This window comes from Micromonospora sp. NPDC005291 (assembly GCF_040607415.1).
In the GTDB taxonomy this organism is placed as follows: domain Bacteria; phylum Actinomycetota; class Actinomycetes; order Mycobacteriales; family Micromonosporaceae; genus Micromonospora.
This window is the reverse complement of sequence record NZ_JBEXGR010000011.1, coordinates 163,758-180,696: the sequence shown is the minus strand read 5'-3', so window position 1 is coordinate 180,696 and position 16,939 is coordinate 163,758. Positions and strand designations below refer to the sequence as shown.

General features: G+C 68.4%; 11 protein-coding genes and 5 pseudogenes. 9 read left to right on the top strand and 7 right to left on the bottom strand.

Going from position 1 to position 16,939, the window contains the following annotated elements:
• Positions 1 to 94: 94 nt before the first annotated feature.
• From ABZT18_RS17455 to ABZT18_RS17440, 4 genes and pseudogenes are all read right to left on the bottom strand, one after another.
• Positions 95 to 1,223 (bottom strand): annotated as a pseudogene (locus ABZT18_RS17455) (IS701 family transposase).
• A gap of 637 nt (positions 1,224 to 1,860) precedes the next feature.
• The gene (locus ABZT18_RS17450; RefSeq protein ID WP_354992384.1) at positions 1,861 to 2,790 is read right to left on the bottom strand and encodes a transporter substrate-binding domain-containing protein; all 930 of its coding nucleotides are present in this window, start codon (positions 2,788 to 2,790) and stop codon (positions 1,861 to 1,863) included.
• On the bottom strand, positions 2,787 to 3,983 hold the full coding sequence (locus ABZT18_RS17445) for a caspase family protein (protein WP_354992385.1): 1,197 nt from the start codon (positions 3,981 to 3,983) through the stop codon (positions 2,787 to 2,789). Before ABZT18_RS17445 ends, ABZT18_RS17450 begins: the two co-directional genes overlap by 4 nt.
• Entirely contained in the window at positions 3,964 to 4,368 is a 405-nt protein-coding gene (locus tag ABZT18_RS17440) for a hypothetical protein (RefSeq protein WP_354992386.1), read from the bottom strand. The genes ABZT18_RS17445 and ABZT18_RS17440 overlap by 20 nt, the downstream gene beginning before the upstream one ends.
• Positions 4,369 to 4,631: 263 nt before the next feature.
• On the opposite strand from ABZT18_RS17440, the pseudogene ABZT18_RS17435 reads away from it, so the two are divergent.
• Both ABZT18_RS17435 and ABZT18_RS17430 read left to right on the top strand, forming a co-directional pair.
• Positions 4,632 to 5,680, top strand: a pseudogene (locus tag ABZT18_RS17435) (IS256 family transposase); the annotation flags it as partial.
• Between the two features lie 54 nt (positions 5,681 to 5,734).
• Positions 5,735 to 7,081 (top strand): annotated as a pseudogene (locus ABZT18_RS17430) (IS1380 family transposase).
• Between the two features lie 216 nt (positions 7,082 to 7,297).
• On the opposite strand, the gene ABZT18_RS17425 reads toward ABZT18_RS17430, so the two are convergent.
• Complete coding sequence (locus ABZT18_RS17425; protein ID WP_354992387.1) at positions 7,298 to 7,501, bottom strand: hypothetical protein; 204 nt, start codon at positions 7,499 to 7,501, stop codon at positions 7,298 to 7,300.
• Between the two features lie 513 nt (positions 7,502 to 8,014).
• Between ABZT18_RS17425 and ABZT18_RS17420 the strand changes: the two are divergent.
• From ABZT18_RS17420 to ABZT18_RS17390, 7 genes and pseudogenes are all read left to right on the top strand, one after another.
• Positions 8,015 to 8,302, top strand: a pseudogene (locus tag ABZT18_RS17420) (recombinase family protein); the annotation flags it as partial.
• 152 nt (positions 8,303 to 8,454) lie between these two features.
• Entirely contained in the window at positions 8,455 to 9,054 is a 600-nt protein-coding gene (locus ABZT18_RS17415; RefSeq protein WP_354992388.1) for a hypothetical protein, read from the top strand.
• 215 nt (positions 9,055 to 9,269) lie between these two features.
• Positions 9,270 to 10,535, top strand: coding sequence for a protein kinase (locus ABZT18_RS17410; protein ID WP_354992389.1), 1,266 nt, complete (start codon positions 9,270 to 9,272; stop codon positions 10,533 to 10,535).
• A gap of 84 nt (positions 10,536 to 10,619) precedes the next feature.
• Positions 10,620 to 12,410, top strand: coding sequence for an extracellular solute-binding protein (locus ABZT18_RS17405; RefSeq protein ID WP_354992390.1), 1,791 nt, complete (start codon positions 10,620 to 10,622; stop codon positions 12,408 to 12,410).
• 96 nt (positions 12,411 to 12,506) lie between these two features.
• Positions 12,507 to 13,176, top strand: a pseudogene (locus tag ABZT18_RS17400) (bile acid:sodium symporter); the annotation flags it as partial.
• 551 nt (positions 13,177 to 13,727) lie between these two features.
• Positions 13,728 to 14,660, top strand: a complete 933-nt coding sequence (locus ABZT18_RS17395; RefSeq protein WP_355251798.1) for a LysR family transcriptional regulator — start codon at positions 13,728 to 13,730, stop codon at positions 14,658 to 14,660.
• Entirely contained in the window at positions 14,657 to 15,577 is a 921-nt protein-coding gene (locus tag ABZT18_RS17390) for a serine hydrolase (RefSeq protein ID WP_355251795.1), read from the top strand. Before ABZT18_RS17395 ends, ABZT18_RS17390 begins: the two co-directional genes overlap by 4 nt.
• On the opposite strand, the gene ABZT18_RS17385 is transcribed toward ABZT18_RS17390, so the two are convergent.
• Together ABZT18_RS17385 and ABZT18_RS17380 are read right to left on the bottom strand one after the other, a co-directional pair.
• Complete coding sequence (locus tag ABZT18_RS17385) at positions 15,578 to 16,381, bottom strand: CPBP family intramembrane glutamic endopeptidase (RefSeq protein ID WP_355251792.1); 804 nt, start codon at positions 16,379 to 16,381, stop codon at positions 15,578 to 15,580.
• A gap of 235 nt (positions 16,382 to 16,616) precedes the next feature.
• Positions 16,617 to 16,844: a hypothetical protein gene (locus ABZT18_RS17380; protein WP_355251789.1), complete on the bottom strand. Its 228-nt coding sequence runs from the start codon at positions 16,842 to 16,844 to the stop codon at positions 16,617 to 16,619.
• Positions 16,845 to 16,939 lie beyond the last annotated feature (95 nt).

Genomic DNA, 16,939 nt, shown 5'->3' with positions numbered 1-16,939 from the left:
TGACCATCGATGAATGTAGTCGAAGGGTCTGACGGTGGTAATCAGGTGTGCCAGCAGACGTCGGACCTCGCCGAGGGTGAGGGGTATGAGGCCGTCATCGAATTCGGTGCCCCTTTTTGGCGTGGGCGGCGGTGACGGCGAGGTAGGCGTGGGCGCACAGAACGAGTGTTATGTGGCGGTACCAAGCGTCGTACCGGCGCACCTGGTAATGATCCAAGCCGACCTCGGTCTTCGCGGTCTGGAAGCACTCCTCGGTCGACCAGCGGGTCCCGGCGATCCGGATCAGATCTTCGTCCTGGGTGTCGACTGGGCCGAAGCACAGGTAGTAGGCCAGGTCGGTGGGGTCGGTGATGCTGCGCCGGATCAGCAGCCAGTGGCCGTGCCCGTCGGTGGCGTCGGGCAGGGAGGCCACGGCCCAGTCGTAGAGTCGTGGTCCTTTGGCGCCGTCGCCGCAACTGCGGCGCTTCCATGCCAGGGCTGGCGCGTTGGCGGCGAGGACGTCCGGGCGGGAGTTGCCTGTCGTGGTCGGAACCCGCTGGTTGCGGGGCACGGCGACGACGTAGCCGATGTTGTGCTGCTGCAGCCAGGTCCGGAACTTCGAGTCCTGTCCGTATGCCTCGTCCGCGGTGACCCACCTCGCCGGCAGGCCGGCGGTGATCGCGCGTTCGATCATCCGCAGTCCCAGCGCGGGTTTCGTGGCGAACCCGACAGTCGCCTCGATGCCGGCTTCCTCGCGACGGGCGGGGTCGTCGCACCAGCCGCGGGGCAGATACAACTCTCGGTCGATGAGGGTGCGCCCGACCGGGCTGGCATAGGCGAGGAACACTCCGAGCTGGCAGTTATCGGTCCGTCCGGCCGTGCCCGAGTACTGACGCTGCACCCCGGCGGACTTCACGCCCTTTTTCAGGAAGCCGGTCTCGTCGACAATCAGCACCCCGTCGTCGTCACCGAGGTGCTCCGTGACGTAGGCGAACAAGTCATCACGGACCGCGTCCGGGTCCCACGCTGACCGGTTGAGCAGCCGCTGCATCCGATCCGGCGTCGCATCGCCGGCAGCCTCGGCCAAGGTCCAACCGTTCTTACTCGCCAGCGGCGACAACAACCCGACCAGGTAGGTCAGCGCCTGCCGGCGCGGCTCCGCCCGCCCGCCCGAAACGGTGCGCGAACCGCGCCAGCAGATCATCCAAACCCGCCCGCCAGCCCACAATCTCATCGATCAACACAAGCACGGGAGCCTGCCCGCCCTGCCACAGACCACAACAGACAGACAGTGCGATCACCCAGCCAGCCGCCGAATAGCATCGACATCCGCAGCTACGCGGCCGGCACAACTCAAACGTCGATCATGCCGATGAGCTGCCGAAACACCAAATCAGGAAAGTGCGGCTGGAGTACTAGGCGTGGGGCGGATGCCCCAGACCGCAGGTGATCCGCTGCTATATGCACTCGAACTGGAGGGAGGGGTGATACGTGGGATGCCCGATGAAGCCTGATGCGCAACTGCCAGCCAACCAACCAGATGGCCGGTGTTAGATTCGGCAACATTTGGTCAGAGTGAGAGCCTCTCTGCACGGGGTGCCAGGTCACGGCCGCAGTCAGACGACCGAGCATCTGTCGCCGCTCCCTGAAGACTGACCCCCGGTGGAACCCGAGAACCACAGGAAGTCATTTTCGGGAATCGGCGACATGCGGCGCCCATTGCGCTTCGACCATTTGGTTACCCGGAGTGCCGTCCTGGTCCGCTCGGCGTTGTTGCCGTAGTTTCGTGACCGTCGCCCGACCCTGGTTCGCCGAAGACCCAGAGGCGTGCACCTCTCACCCGGCTCCCCTTCCCCGCCGGCTCTGGGCTGTGATCGCGCGTCAATCGCAGTAGAAGGATTCGACCTTCTTGGGTCGGTGCTCGGCCGCCGATGTCTCGACACTGGCGGCCAGGTTGTCGTCAAACGCCAGCTGCCAACGACTTCGGTCCCGCCCGGTATTGTCCGGGTCGCTCAGGAACTCCTCGATTCCCTGAGCGAGCAGGTGACACAGTCGCGAGTCATCCTTGCTCGTGCCGATACCGTATTTCTCCTTGTGGATCGGCACGCTCTGACCCTCCCAGATCGCGGGGGCGGCCGACATCTCCGGGTAGTGGGCTTTCGAGTAGGCCCGCAGGATCGTTTCGTCGGTGATGGCGCCGAGGATGGGGTCCTCGCTCTTTCCGAAACTGGAAAAACAATCCTTCTGGTCCATGACTCGGCCTTTGCCATTCAGGTAGTCCGGTGCTGTCGTGCCCTTGCTCAGGCAGATCCGGTCAGGGGGCAAGGCGTTCGGATGTTCTAGTGCGAACGTCGGATCGTCCTTGTAATACTTGTCGCGTTTGGCCTTGGAGTACATGACGCCCGATTGGTCGAGGAAGTACGGCCCGGCGAAGTTCACCTTCTCGCGGCGCTTCTTGGTCGGATCGACCGAACTGATCCCGTCCATGGAGAAGTTGGCGACCACCAGATCGATCTCCCCGTTCACCAGTGCCCGCTCCCGCTCGTCCGGGGCTAAGACCTTGAAGACCGGGGAGAAGTTGTACTTTTCGGCCAGGAATTTCACCAACTGCACATCGAACCCGGTAGCGTCGCTCGTCGAGCAGGAAACGGAGCAGTTGCTCCACCCGGGCAGAATACCGTTGATCCCGACCCGCACATCGCCACGCAGATAGAAGAATGATTCGTATTTGTTGACCGTGGCTATCGCGCCGACGATGAGCACGAGTGACACTGCCAGTGGTCCCAGCTTGCGGAGAAGGGCTCGCTTCACGGTCGACCCTCCAGGTCCGTCTTCGATACGGCTGCGGGGAAAAGCGCGGACGAAGCCACCGCGCCCAAATATCCGATCACCGCGACGGGTACGGCCGCGACAGCCGCGTACGGCAGGTACCAACCGAGCCGCCACAGCACGAGGACACAGCCAGCCGCCGCGACGACACCTGCGGCGATCCACCATGCGTAGGTCAGCTGAGCCAGAAGCCGTCTCGGGTAGTTGGCGGAGACCTCGCCCACCTTGATGTCGGCGAGGAGCGCCTCAGCGCGCGCAGCGATCATCTTGCTGTCGTCATGGCGAAGTGCGGCAACGGCCTCTCTGATCAGGCCTTGCACCGCCGGGTTCGCGGCGGCGTACGAGGTCGCCAAATCCTTCAAAGCGGTCAGCCGCGTGGGGGTGTCCCCATGCTCGGCCAGAGTCGTCAGTGCCGGGGGGATCCGGTGGGACTCATGGGCGCGGTTGGACACCAGCGCCAGCCCGTCGATGTTCTCCGACCGGTGCAACGACGGCCTCGGCATCGCACTCGATGCCAGCTCGCTATCCAGATGGGGAAAGATGTCAGAGATTGACAGCAGTGGACCGGTGCCGTCGACCCCGCAGTTCAACAGCCTGATCAAAGCGCCGGTGAAGGCGGTGTGACGATCACCTTTGGGTGCCACGGCCCGGTGGTTCGGTCCGACGGCCGCCAGGGTGGCGGTGCCGGAAATCTGCAGATGCTCCGCCCCCATCGCCTCGGGCGCGGCCAGGCCCGCGTAACACGTATCGATGACCACGATGCGCAGCGGAGCCGGACTCTGCCGCACGATGCGGCGGATGTCATCGAAGGCAAGTGACCAATATCGCCATGCCGGGTGGTTCCGGTCGGTCTTGGGCAGAGCGATGAACAGTTCATTGCCCACCGCGTCGCCACGTACGGCGTGGGAGGAGAGGTATACGAGCAGAACGTCCGTAGCGTCCTGAGCCGCCGCATGGAGCTGCGTGAGGATGTCCTCCGGACCGGTGGCCTCCTCACCGAAAATCTTGGTGCACCGGCTGGGAAGAAAGCCGCCATAGTCGGCATCGGTCAGCACACTCGCCAGGTCGTGCACGTTGTTCCGAACGGCGCTCAACGGATGGTCGGCGAATTCACCCTCGAATTGAGAGGTGCCGATCAGGACCAGTTGTGACTTCTCAGGAACCGGCAGGCGCATCGTCTTCCTCCGCCGAGCGAATCTGCTTCTTCGGGCTGGAGCTGGTCCCCGCGCATAGGAAGAGCTTCGTCAACTCAACTGCATCGGTGGTCCGATTGACCTTGACCTCCTGCGATCCGCCGGACCTGGTGGTGATCTTCAGGACGATATCCGAACCGCGGCGGTTATCGCGCACTGCTAGGTACGCACAGATGGACTTGGCCAGGACCGAGGCAGCAGCAAGGGAGGCGACGATGAAATATTCCGCTCCCATCGTCTCCGACGGAATGTCGCCGGGACGCAGCTTGATCTGCGCCCGGAGGTCTTCTTCCCGTTCCAGCCATGACCACAGGGCGCTCGTTCCGTCCGAGGCGGCCTCATCTGTTGCCGTGATAATCAGGTCCACGTTGTCAACTTCCCGTTCGGCTCGGCGGCCGGCAGCGCCACTCCGGCCGGGGACGCGTGCTGGAGCAGGATACCTTCTTGACCCCATCCCGTGTCGGCACGCATCGCAGTCATATATCAATCACCGCCGAAGTCGGGGCAAGCTGGTTCCCGTCCACGGAAGTGGTGTACGACTTGCCCGTGATGGGCGTGTTGTGTAAATGAGAGACGGCCATCGCGTCGCTCCTTCAAGACGACCAAGTCAGAGAAGGAAGAGAGAACGCGATGGCCGCATCAGAGAGTGTGAACCCTGTTGACCTGCTGCGCGAGCAGATCGAGGGCGCGTTGCCGGACGTGTTGCAGGCGATGACCAAGGTGTTCGTGGAGGCGTTGATGTCCGCGGAAGCGGACGCGATCTGTGCCGGTTATGGGCAGCGCAGCGACGAGCGGGTCAACTCCCGCAACGGTTATCGGCCGAGAGAGTGGGACACCAGCGCGGGCACGATCGACCTGGCCATCCCGAGCTGCGGCAAGGCAGCTACTTTCCGGACTGGCTGCTGACGCACCGCCGTCGGGCCGAACAGGCCTTGGTCCTGGTGGTGGCGAAGTCGTATCTGCTCGGGGTGTCGAGCCGTCGGGTGGAGAAGCTGGTGGAGCAACTCGGCGTCAAGCAGTTGTCGAAGTCGCAGGTGTCGGAGATGGCCACGCACCTGGACGCCCAGGTCGAGGCGTTTCGTAACCGGCCGCTGGACGCCGCGCATTACCCGTTCGTGTGGATGGACAGGTTGACGATGAAGGTCCGCGAGCATGGGCGGACGGTCAACGTCCACGCGCTCGTCGCGGTCGGAGTCAACGCCGGCGGCCAACGCGAGGTCCTGGGCGTGGATGTCGCCTCGGATGAGGACGGCGCCGGCTGGTTGGCGTTCCTACGGTCGTTGACCGCCCGCGCCCTGTCCGGCGTTCAGCTGGTCATCTCGGATGCCCATCGCGGTCTTGTTGGCGCGATCGGCGCGGCCCTGCCCGGCGCCGCCTGGCAACGCTGCCGCACCCACTACCTGCGCAACCTGCTCACGAAGGTCCCGAAATCGGCCCAGCCATGGATCGCCACCCTTGTCCGGACGATCTTCGACCAGCCCGACTCCGACGCCGTTCGAGCCCAGTTCGACCGCGTCGTCGCCACGATCGAGGCGAAGTTCCCAGCCGCGGCCGAGCACCTCGACGCCGCCCGCGACGACCTGCTCGCGTTCACCGGCTTCCCGCGTGAGATCTGGCGCCAGATCTGGTCGAACAACCCGCAGGAACGGCTGAACAAAGAGCGTCGAGAGTCCCATGTTCCTGTCGCGGAAGGCACTTGCTGGGTGAAGGCTACCGCAACACGTCCGAAGATCATGGTGACCGGCGGTGGGCGAGGCGTGGTGGGGCATGTCGGTGCCCGGCTGCTCGCTGATCTGGCCGACGCCACGGGGCTGACCAGCGTGTTCGGTGGGGTCTTGGCGGGGCTGCGGGCACGACCCGGGCCGGATCGCCGTAGATCTGGCGGTGCTGCTCGCCGACGGCGGCGAGGCCATCGCTGATCTGGCGGTGCTGCGGGACCAGCCGGGGTTGTTCGGGCCGGTCGCCTCTGACCCGACCGCGTGGCGGCTGTTGTCCCGACTGGACGAGCCGATGCTGGCTCAACTGCGTGCCGCGCGGGCCCGAGCCCGCGAGGTCGTCTGGGCCCAACACGCCGAGGTCCGCGGTGACCTGCCGCAACCGGTGGTGGCCGGCCGTCCGGTCGACGGTTTGGTCCTGGACATCGCCGCGACGATCGTGATCTGCCATCCCGATAGGGAAGCAGCGACCCGCACCTGAAAGAAGACCTTCGGCTACCATCCGCTGCTGTGTTTCCTGGACAACACCGGTGAAGCCCTGGCCGGCCTGCTGCGCGAAGGCCGAGCCGGGTCGAACACCACCGCCGACCACATCACCGTCCTGGACCAGGCCCTCGCCCAGATCCCCGACGCCGTTCGGCACGGCACCCCGATCCTGCTGCGCGCCGATTCAGTAGTCACGGCTTCCTCGCCCACATCCGGTCCCTGCGCCAGCAGCACCTGGACATCCGGTTCTCCGTCGGCGCCGCGATCACCGAGCCGGTCCGGGCTGCGATCCAGGCCGCCACCGGCTGGCTCCCCGCCGTCGACACCGACGGTGACCTGCGTGAGCACGCCGAGGTCTGCGAGATCACCGGCCTGTTCGACGCCGCCGGCTGGCCCGAAGGCACCCGATTCCTGGTCCGCCGCGAACGCCCGCACCCCGGCGCCCAACTGACCTTGTTCGACACCGTCCAGGGGTGGCGGCACCAGATCGTCGCCACTGACACCCCACCGGGCAACGGCAGCATCCAGTACCTCGAGGCCCGCCACCGCGCTCACGCCCGCGTCGAAGACCGCATCCGCTGCGGCAAGGACACCGGCTTCGGCCGATTCCCGTCCCGAGTCTTCGCGATCAACCAGGCCTGGCTCCACCTCGCGCTGACCGGCATCGACCTGATCGCCTGGACCCAAACCCTGCTCCTGCACGGTGACCTCGCCCGCGCAGAGCCGAAGAAACTGCGCTACCGGCTGCTGCACGTCGCGGCCCGCCTCACCCGCACCGCCCGCCGAACCCGCCTCGCCATCACCGCCGACTGGCCCTGGACCGACGCCCTGACCAGCGCATTCATCCGCCTCGCCGCACTGCCACGACCCGCCGGCTAACCCCGAAGCCTCACGCCTCGACCCGCAGCACGGAGGAACCCGGCCCAGCGCCGGGCCATCAACATGCCAACGAACCGGCCAACCAGCCCCGAACCAACCCCATCGACCAACAACTATGAACGACCACCCAGATGAAAGACCGAGGTTAGTGTCAGCGCTTGTCGGCGGACGTGGCCCACCACCCATGCCGCAGACCTACCCGCACCTCCCCGAGCCTCACGCCGAACGCCACCCGTCGGGCTGTTCCTCGTCCCCGCTCACCACCGCGACACCCCGCTGGTCGACCCGGCAGCCTGGTACGGACTCGATCCGCAGCGCCTCGCCTGGCTGATCCGGCACTACACCCGCGACGGCGACCTCGTGGTCGACCTCGACAACCACCCCGCCGTCGCCAACGCCGCCCGATACCCGCACCGCCACCCGGCGACCATCACCCGACGGTCACCGCATCCGGGTCACCGACGACCGGCCCACCCGCGCCCGGTGCCTCGCTGAGGACGGCGTCGCGCTTCTACGACGCCCTCGCCGACCCGGACCGTGGCTTCGACGCGGTCGTGATCGGCGAACCCCAACGCGCCTTCTACGGCAACCAGTACAGCCTGACCGTGCCCGTCTTCTCCCACTACGGCGTCGGACTCTGGGTACCCGAGGTCGGCGGCGCGATCGACCCCGAATCCGAAGCCCACGAACTGATCACGAGCGTGTTCGGCGGCATGTCCAAGGGCGAACGGACCCGCGTGAAGGTCCGAGTCCGCACCGCGATAACCTCCCAGGCGAAAATCGAAGGCCGGTTCCTCGGCGGACGCCCGCCCTACGGATACCGTCTTGCCGACGCCGGACCGCACCCACCCGGGCAAGGCCGCCGACGGCCGCCGCCTGCACAAGCTCGAACCCGACCCGAACACCGCGCCCGTCGTACGCCGCATCTTCGCCATGTATCTCGCCAACAACGGCTACTTCGCCATCGCCGAGGCCCTCACCCGCGACGGCATCCCGTCACCGCCAGCAGCCGACCCCGCCCGCAACCCTCGCCGCACCGGCGAAGGCTGGGCCAAGAGCGCCGTCATGAACATTCTGTCCAACCCCCGCTACACCGGCCGGCAGGTGTGGAACAAACAACGCAAGGACGAGGTACTCCTCGACGTCAACGACGTCGCCCTCGGCTACGAAACCCGCATGCGCTGGAACGACAAGTCCTCATGGGTATGGTCCGACACGATCGCCCACCCACCGCTCGTCACCGTCAACGCCTTCGAACTGATCCAGACGATCATGGCGGCCAACGGTCGAGGCCGCACCGGTACCCGACAACGCGCGGTGCGCCGCCCTACGTCCTCCGCGGACTCATGCTCTGCGGGCTGTGCGGACGCAAGATGCAGAGCCACCACGCACACGAGACCGCCTACTACCGGTGCCGTTACCCCAACGAGTACGCCCTGGCCAACCACGTCCAGCACCCCCGCAACGTCTACGTCGCGGAACGAGACATCGTCCCCGCACTCGACAACTGGCTCCTCAGGGCGTTCGCCCCGCACCGGCTCACCGACACGATCCGCCGACTCCACGCCGCCCAACCGCACACCGGACCCGACACCGTCGCGCCGGAGATCACCACCGCGAACAAGGTCATTGCCGCATGCGACGCGAAACTTCTCCAGTACCGCGCCGTCGCGGACGCCGGAGGCGACCCCACCACCGTCGCCGCCTGGATGGCCGAAGTCAACGCCCAACGCGCCGCCGCCATCGCCCAACGCGACAGAGCAGCGGTGCAGGAACACGCTTCCCGTCGCCTCACCGAGGACGACATCCGACGCCTCGTCGGCAGCTTCGACGACGTCCGCAACATCCTGCGCGACGCCCGCAGTGAGGACAAGAGCACTCTCTACCGGGAGCTACGGCTCGCTCTCACCTACACCCCGGTGAAAACAAAACCAGCGTCGAGGCTAAGCCTGACGCTGATTACTGTGGGGTAACTGTTCGTGTCCGAGGGGCGACACGAACCCTTACCCCACCGCCGCCGATCACACTCGGCACGACTCTGAGGCTCGCAGAGTCTTGAGCGCCCCCGAGCCGCGCCGACGACGCGGGCGTCACGTCCCCACGACCTCAGCCAGTGGTCGAACCAGACATGGCACGATGGCCGTGTCCTGCGCCGCCGGTGGCCGGGCACGACACTGATGGAGTCGGGATGTCAGAACTGGCCGGCACGCCGGTGCCAGGGTTGGCGAAACTGTGGACGCACGATCCGGTCACCGCCGGCCCGTATCGGCTGGTCGGCCGGCTGGGCGCGGGTGGGCAGGGGGTCGTCTATCTCGGTGAGGACGACGCCGGTGACCGGGTCGCGATCAAGATGGTCAACGTCGATTTGAGTGATCCACGGGCGCGGTCGCAGTTCATGAAGGAGATCGCCGCCGCACGCCGGGTCGCTCCGTTCTGCACCGCGCAGGTGCTCTTCGCCGAGGTGGACGGCGAGCGGCCCTACGTGGTCAGTGAGTTCATCGAGGGCCTGACCCTGCACCGGCACGTCCGCGAGCGCGGCCCGGTGACCGGTAACGCCCTGCACCGGCTCGCGGTCGGCACCGTCACCGCGCTCGCCGCGATCCACAGTGCCGGGGTGGTGCACTGCGATCTGAAACCGGACAACGTGGTGCTGGGCGAGGACGGTCCTCGGGTGATCGACTTTGGCATCGCCCGCGCGTTGGGCGTCACCGAGACGGCGTCCAGCCGGGTCATGGGAACCACCGCCTACATGGCGCCCGAGCGGTTCCGCAACGACGCGGTCGGTCCGCCCTGCGACGTCTTCGCCTGGGCGGCCACGATCGCCTTCGCCGCCGGTGGTCGGCCGCCTTTCGGCAATGACTCGCTCTTCGCCGTGATGCACCGGGTGCTGCACGATCCGCCCGAGCTGCCTGCGCTGCCTCCCGTTCTGGACGAGCTGATCCGGGAGTGCCTGGCCAAAGATCCGGCGGACCGGCCTGATGCCGAGCGCGTGCTGGTGCGGCTGCTCCGGCAGGACGGCAGGGTCACCGATCCGCCACGTCGGGAGAACCTGCTCCAGGCCGGCAACGAGACCGCGGGCGCGCCGACGCCGAACCACCCGCTGCCCCAGGTCACGCCGACGGCACCGCAGCCGCACCCGACGCGGCCGCAGATACCGACCCGGCCGACGGTGCCGACCCAGGCCCGGCCGACCCAGCCGGCACACCTCCCGGTGACGGCGCCCGGCGTCGGTGCTGGAGGTGACGGCGCGCTGCGGCGGCTGCGTAGTGAGGCCCTTGACGCCTGGGGCATCTCGACCGCTCTCTTCCTCGGTTCGGCTGGCGCCGCAGCCGGCTACGTCGCGTCCAGCGCGGTCGGCCCGGCCGCCGCAGCCGGGGCGGTCGCCTTCGTCGTGGTCTACCTGGTTCGGCTGCTGGTCGCGACGGCGGTCGGGGGACGGTCCGACCGCGGGTGATCGATGCGGTGGGGTCGGGGTCGCCGGCTGGCGCCGGATCGATAGGTTGACTGCCACCAGCCGCCCGCCGAGGAGGACTTCCCGATGGCCCCATCCGCTACGCGTACGCGGCAGTGGTTGCCCTACACCGCCGCCGTCACCGCCGGGCTGGTGGTCATCGCCGGGGCGTTCGTGTTCGTCCGGCAGCGCGAAGCGGGCAACGAGGGGGCGCGCACCGACTGCGCCACCACCCTCCAGGTCAACTCCTCGACGGAGAAGGCGGCTCTGCTGGTCGACCTGGCCGAGCGCTACAACCGCAGTGACCGGTCGATCGACGGCGGCGGCTGCGCCCAGGTGCACGTCAGCGCGTTGAACTCGGGCAAGGCCACCGAGGCGCTGGCTACCGGGTGGACCCACACCGGCCTGCCGCAGCCACAGGTCTGGCTGCCGACGTCGAGCCTGTGGACCGGCCAGCTCCGGCTGCTCGACCAGGCGGCCGGGCGGGCGCCGCAGACCCCGGACCGCTACCCGTCGATCGCCAACAGCCCGCTGGTGATCGCGATGCCGCAGCCCAAAGCCGAGCTGGTACGTCAGCGCGGGTCGCTGGGCTGGGGGGAGATCCTGGGCCTCTCCGGGCGGAACGGGTGGGCGGGCTTCGGCAAGCCGGAGTGGGGCCGCTTCACGTTTGGCAAGGACAACCCGAACCTGTCCACCTCCGGGCTGGCGGCGACCATCGCCACCTACTACGCGGCGGTGCAACGGGCCAGCGACCTGACCCGGTCCGACCTGGCCGACCCCGCGGTCACCCAGTTCGTCCGCCGGATCGAGGCCAACGTGTCGCACTACAGCGACGACTCGGTGGAGCTGCTGCGCAGCCTCGCCGAGGCGGACCTGGCCGGCGGGGCGGGCAGTACGGACGACATGAGTGCCATCGTCCTGCAGGAGGAGCTGGTGGACCTCTACAACACGGGTGCGCTGAGCCCTCGGCAGGACGGGCAGGAGCGGGGCCGCCGACCGAACGTTCCGCTGGTCGCCGTCCATCCCAAGGAGGGCACGTTCAATCTGGACCACCCGTTCGTGGTGTTGCCCTCCGCCGATGAGCGGCAGCGCGCGGCAGCGGCCGACCTTCAGGCGTTCCTGACCGAGGACGCCCAGCAGGAGAGCTTCGCCCGCCTCGGCTTCCGGGACCACGAGCGCCGAGCCTCGGTGGAGCTGCTCGCCAGCGTCGGCGCCGAGCCCACCGGCGGGCTGACCTACTTCGAGCCCCCGGACCCGGAGGTGGTCGGCGCGATGCTGGACGGCTGGCGCACGCTCCGCAAGAAGGCCAACATCCTGATCGCCATGGACACCTCGGGGTCGATGCAGGCGAAGGTCGGCACCCGTACCCGTTTCGAGGTCGCCTCGGCGGCTGCGGGCAAGGGCCTCGCGCTGCTCAACACCGAAGACCGGGTGGGGCTCTGGTCGTTCTCCTCGGAGACCCTGAAGCTACCGAAGAGCCCGTACCGGGAGGAGGTCCCTCTCGGCGAGTTCGACCAGAAGCGGATCAACAGCAAGATCGCCGGCCTGCATGTCGAGGGCGGCACCGCGCTCTACGCGACGGTCCGGGCCGCACACCGAAAGCTGCTCGACCGGTACGACCCGCAGCGGATCAACGCGCTCGTCGTGCTGACCGACGGCAAGAACGAGTACAGCCAGGACAACGACCTGGCCCGGTTGCTCGCCGAGGTCGCCCTGGACCCGCAGCGTCCGGTGAAGGTGTTCTGCATCGCCTTCGACCGGGAGTCGGACTTCGCCACCCTGGACCTGATCGCCAAGGCATCGTCGGGCAAGGCCTTCGACGCCACCGATCCCGCCAAGATTGACGAGGCGTTCGTGAAGCTGGTCAGCAGCTTCTGACGCAATCCCTGGCCCGCACTGGGCCGGAGAGGCTGCGGCGCCCGGACCGGTACGACTGGGATGACTCCCCTACCTGCGAGTGCCGAAAAACCTCACTGGAATGACCTCGCCTGCGGCGACCGCGAAGCCGCCGCCGTCCTGGTCGCCCTCAATTCTGTCTTCCAGGTCTCGCCTTCGGCGTGCTCGGCTGGTTCTACCTCACCGTCCTGCCCGGCTGGCTCGGCCTGGAGCAGGCAGGACTGTCCGTCTCCGGATGGGACATCGCCGGCAGCGTCCTGGTCTTCCTCGGCATCCCCCTCGCCGCCGGCTACCTCACCCGCAAGTTCGGCGAACGGGCCAAGGGACGCGACTGGTACGAGGCGACGTTCCTGCCCCGCATCGGGCCGGTCGCACTGTACGGGCTGCTGTTCACCATCGTGCTGCTCTTCGCCCTGCAGGGCGACGCGATCACCGCCCAGCCCTGGGACGTCGCCCGCATCGCGCTTCCCCTGCTCGCGAATTCGCGATCATGTGGTTAGGCTCGTTCGCCATCGGTCGGGCCATCGGCCTGAACTATGAACGCACCACCACGCTCGCCTTCACCGCCGCCGGCAACAACTTCGAACTCGCCATCGCCGTGGCGATCGGCGTGTTCGGCGTCACCAGCGGCCAAGCCCTCGCCGGAGTCGTCGGACCACTGATCGAGGTACCGGTCCTGGTCGCCCTCGTCTACGTCAGCCTCGCCGCCTGCCGCCGGTTCTTTCCCAACCAGGTCACCAATGCCTAGCCGAGCGCAGGCACTTACCGGCAGCGGCCCTACCTCGATCAGCCCACTCTAGCGAGGGCGGGCCGAGTCCAGACGGGTCGCCGCTGGTCGCCGCAGGAGGTGGTGTCTGGCCCAGCCGCCCGCCTACCCCAGAGTCCCCTTCCGCAGCCGGCTCGCCCTCGGCGGTCAGAGCCTGCGTCAGCCAGACCAACGCGGCCTGAGGCACCTCCTCGACCTTCAAGCGGTCGGCGGGTGTGTGCAGTATCGCCGTGCTCAGCCCAGGCTTGGCAAAGCGCGGTTGTAGTAGCTCAAGCCTCACCGGCGGTGCCGCAACGGTCAGCGGCTGCGGTCCAACGCAGGCGAAGAGCCGACCGGCACGACGAGGACCCATCCGTCGGCCACGACGATCGGCGAGGTCACCGGCACGTGGGAGAGCGCCGTCGATCGCTGGCACCTCGGCTTCGTGGATCTGTCGGGCCTGCGAACAGGGCTCGGCCGGACTGGACACCCCGTGGTCGCCATTCGGCGGTGCCGCGCCAGTTCGTCCATGCGTTTTGGGATAGGTTCGGTGGGTGGATGTGGTCGCCGCCTGCCGGGCCTTCGTCGCCGTCAGCGGCCACGGCAGCTTCACCTCCGGGGCCGCCGCCGCGGGTATCCCCCAGTCGGTCGCCAGTCGTCGCATCGCCGCCCTGGAGGAGCACTTCGGGGCGCGGCTTTTCGACCGGTCGTCCCGCGCGGTGCGGTTGACGTCGTTCGGGCGGGACATGCTGCCGGCGGCCCGGCGTCTGGTCGATCTCGCCGACGCCATGGGCGACGACGCGGAGCGGGCCCGGTTGCGTCCGCTGCGGGTCGCCGTACCCGAGATCTGCCCAGCACACCGCCTGGCCACCTTGGTGGTCGCGGCCCGACGGCAGCGAATCCACCTGGAGGTACGCCCGGCCGGCCCCCGGGAGCGCGCGCGGCTCTGCCGAAGCCTGGAGGTTGGCGCCGGGATCGTGGCGGTTCCGGAGGCGGCGGCGTCCTGGCGGGTGCCGCTCGGGCTGGCCGCCCGGACCCCCTTCCCGGCGCCGACGGTGTTCCTGGAGACGCTGCGCAGCGGCCGGGCCCGCACGCAGGCACGCCGGCGGATCCTGATCCAGCCCGAGGACGACGTCGCGCACCTGAGGGATCCACTGACCCGCGCCGGCCAGTCGGCCGGCCTGGCACCGGCCCAGGTGACGGTCGCACCGTCGCTGGTCGACGCCGCGGCGGCGGCCCTCAGCTCCCCCGACCTGCTGCTCTGCTCCCACCAGCAGGCCGAGGACTTCGCCCTGCACTGGCGCCCCCTCGCCGACCCCCGACTGATCCGGGGCTACGACATCGCCGCCGGCGTGAGCGAGGACCTCGACCAGCTCAGCACGGTCCTGCACTCCGACATCGCCCGCTGCCTGGGCGCATCCGACGGCGATCCGGGGCCGGCCGGGGGTTCTGCACCCGGCGACCGGCCGACGGGAGAGCCGGCATGAGTACCGTCGCCGTCATCCGCAACGCCCAGTCCCTGCTCGACGAGGCGGGACTAGACGGCGCGTTCCTGGTCCGCAACCTCGACACCGGCACAGAGATCGGCTTCGACACGGACACCCCGTACCCGGCGGCGTCGCTGGTGAAGGTGCCGCTGGCAGTCGCCGTGCTCGAACGGATCGCACGCGGGGAACTCGACCCGACGGCGCCGGTCGACGTGGTGCCCGGTCGGATCACCACCGCCGGCCCGACCGGGCTGAGCCGCTTCCGCCATCCGGCACGGATCGCCGTGGACGACCTGCTCTACCTGAGCACCTGCATCAGCGACTCGGTCGCGGCCGACGCCCTGTTCGACCTCACCCCGCCGGCCGCGGTCGCCGCCGAACTGCGGCGACTGCGCATCGGCGGCATGGCCGTACGGCACCGGGTCGGCGAGCTTGCCGACACGCCGGCGGAACGTCTCGGCCCCGACGAGGTGCATCTCGCCCACTCCCTCGCCATCGGCGCGGCCACCCCCGGGCAGGGCCACCCGGTCGCCCAGCTCGACGTCACCCGCGCCAACGCCGGGTCGGCGCGGGCCTTCGTCGACCTGCTGCACGCCCTCTGGCGGCCCTCGGGGATCCACGAGACCGCCGCCGCTCGGGTACGCGCTTTGATGGGCGACAACCTGCACCGCCAGCGGCTCGCCCCCGACTTCACCTCCGACGCCTCCCGCTGGTCGTCGAAGACGGGCACCCTGTTGCACCTGCGCCACGAGGTAGGGGTGGTGGAGCACGCCGACGGTCAGTCGTACGCCGTCGCCGCGCTCACCGCCTCCCGGGTGCCCGCCGCCGCCCAACCCGGCAGCGAGGCGACCATGGCACACGTCGCCCGGACACTGCACGACCACCTTCGCACCGGCACCCTGCCCTGGTGGAGTTAGTCAGCTGGCGGCCCGAATCCTCCGCTCACGCCGCCAGACCAGCGCCACCATGGCGATGTTGACGGCCGCGAGGATCAGCAGGGACGCGTCGCCGGAGTCGGTGGACCGGTCGATCGCGTAGGGCTCGCCGTCCGCCATCACCGTGTTGACGATCCCGAACAAGACGTTGTTGGCGACGTGGAAGGCGACCGGTGCCTCGATGCCGCGGCTGATGATCGCCATCAGGCCGGTGCAGAAGCCGATGAACGTGTAGTAGCCGAACAGCCAGGGGTCGTTCGAACCGTGGAGCACGGCGAAGCCCAGGCTGGAGACGACGATCCCGACGGCCAGAGCCGGCCGGACCGCACGTACCCAGGACGCGGCGGCGGGCAGCACGGCGCTTCGCCACCACAGCTCCTCGCCGGCGGACTGCAGCGGCGTGGTCAGCACGGTGACCACCAGCAGGGCGACCGTCGTCCCGCTGACACCGAAGCCGACCCAGCCCGGCGAGTCGGGCGCGACAAGCGCGGTCACACCGATCCCGGCACCCACCAGCAGCGCCGCTGCGACCAGGTAGGTGCCCAGGCGGCGGGCGTCGAAGGCGCGGGGTGAGCTGATCAGGCTGCGCCACGGCACCCTGGCGACCCGCGCCAGGAGCACAATCGCCACGGCGCCCGACGCGCCGATGCTGAGGTTGATAGCCAGGGACTTCAACGGTGTCATGGTGGGGGACATCGGGTCCTCGCTGCCCTCGATGACGCCCACGAGCTGCCAGGACAGCACCTGGAGGAGCAGCATCACCAGCGGCGGCACAGCGAGAACCACGAGCGGCTTCCACCAGCTCATGCGCAGGTGGGCGCCGAACGGGCGGGAGGGGTCGACGGCCGGCCGGGGTCGCTCCGACGTCAGGAGTCGCGAGCTTCCCGCCTGGGAAGGACTCGGACCACCCGTCGTCTCCCAGGGATCGTCGGATCTTGGGGCGTTCATGAGGTTCCTTTCGGGCGTCGTCGTGACATCCCCAGTGCAGCGCTCACCGCGCCTTCCGGGCAGTGCCACCGCGTCACCAATTCACCGTGACATTCCCCGGGCCTTGATCGGCGACCAGCCTGACATCCCGGTCGAACAGGAGGTCCTCGCTGTAGGTGCCGGGCGCCACCAGCAGGGTCTGCCCGGGTGCCGCAGCTCGAATGCCAGCCTCGACGGTCTGCACGGCACCCCGCTCCCCAGGCGCCACCCGCACCACGTCACTGGGAGCCACGACGGTGCCGTTACGCCAAGCGACCCGCATACTCACGCACCTCATCGGTCAGCCATCGTGTCCCCGTCGAACTATGTGGAGTGTCGACTCAGTTCCCGCGAATGAAGGTGATTGCTGCGGCAAAC

Excerpts from the sequence above, each read along its gene's own strand:
- ABZT18_RS17390 (WP_355251795.1), top strand. The coding sequence starts at position 14,657 with ATGAGTACCGTCGCCGTCATCCGCAACGCCCAGTCCCTGCTCGACGAG.
- ABZT18_RS17380 (WP_355251789.1), bottom strand. The coding sequence starts at position 16,844 with ATGCGGGTCGCTTGGCGTAACGGCACCGTCGTGGCTCCCAGTGACGTG.
- ABZT18_RS17445 (WP_354992385.1), bottom strand. The coding sequence starts at position 3,983 with ATGCGCCTGCCGGTTCCTGAGAAGTCACAACTGGTCCTGATCGGCACC.
- ABZT18_RS17405 (WP_354992390.1), top strand. The coding sequence starts at position 10,620 with ATGGCCCCATCCGCTACGCGTACGCGGCAGTGGTTGCCCTACACCGCC.
- ABZT18_RS17410 (WP_354992389.1), top strand. The coding sequence starts at position 9,270 with ATGTCAGAACTGGCCGGCACGCCGGTGCCAGGGTTGGCGAAACTGTGG.
- ABZT18_RS17415 (WP_354992388.1), top strand. The coding sequence starts at position 8,455 with ATGCAGAGCCACCACGCACACGAGACCGCCTACTACCGGTGCCGTTAC.